Annotated in this window: 2 protein-coding genes; both read left to right on the top strand. The window is 72.3% G+C overall.

From position 1 onward, the window contains the following. On the top strand, positions 1–190 hold a 190-nt coding region (gene tnpB, locus HPY23_RS34270), incomplete at its 5' end, for an IS66 family insertion sequence element accessory protein TnpB (protein ID WP_200649711.1). A 79-nt stretch (positions 191–269) separates the two neighbouring features. Then, on the top strand, positions 270–694 hold a 425-nt coding region (locus tag HPY23_RS34265; protein ID WP_420891347.1), incomplete at its 3' end, for an IS66 family transposase.

The following is a 694-nucleotide window of genomic DNA, read 5'->3' as shown; positions in this document are numbered from 1 at the left end:
GATCAAGGTGCTGTGGTGGGACGGCCAGGGCCTGTGCCTGTTCGCCAAGCGCCTGGAGAAGGGCCGCTTCGTCTGGCCGGCCACCGCCGGTGCCGCAGCCGCGCTGACGCCGGCTCAGCTCGCCATGCTGCTGGAGGGGATCGACTGGCGTGCACCTTTGCGCACCGACTGGCCGACGATCGCGGGCTGAAGGCGGCAGACTACCGAGGTGGCCGCGCCCGTGGTCAGGGCCGGTAGCGACAGCCCCTGGCAATAGCTAAGCTGTTGGTATGGCTCTCGATCCTGCCACGCTGCCCGACGACGTCGACGCCCTCAAGCGGCTGGTCGTCGGCCTGACGCGCGAGGCCGTCCACGCCAGCACCCTGATCGAGAAGCTGCGCGGCGAGCTCGCCCGGCTGAAGCGAGCACGGTTCGGCACCTCGTCCGAGAAGCTCGGCCCACGCCTCAAGCAGCTCGAACTGGCCATCGAGGCGCTGGAGGTCGACGAGGCCGAGCGCCTGGCCGGCACGCCGGTTGTCGCCGAGGCGAGGGAGGCCGCGCGGTCCAGGCCGGCTCGGCGGGACCTGCCGGCCCACCTGCCGCGCGAGAGCGTGGTCCACGCCGGTCCCTGCGCCTGCCCGGCCTGCGGCGGCAGCTTGCGCCGGATCGGCGAGGACGTCACCGAGAGCCTCGACTACGTGCCGGGCCGGTTCAA

Origin of the sequence: Methylobacterium ajmalii, from assembly GCF_016613415.1 — a bacterium.
Taxonomy (GTDB): domain Bacteria; phylum Pseudomonadota; class Alphaproteobacteria; order Rhizobiales; family Beijerinckiaceae; genus Methylobacterium; species Methylobacterium ajmalii.
The sequence above is the reverse complement of the archived record's forward strand: the minus strand, read 5'-3'. Positions and strand labels throughout refer to the sequence as shown.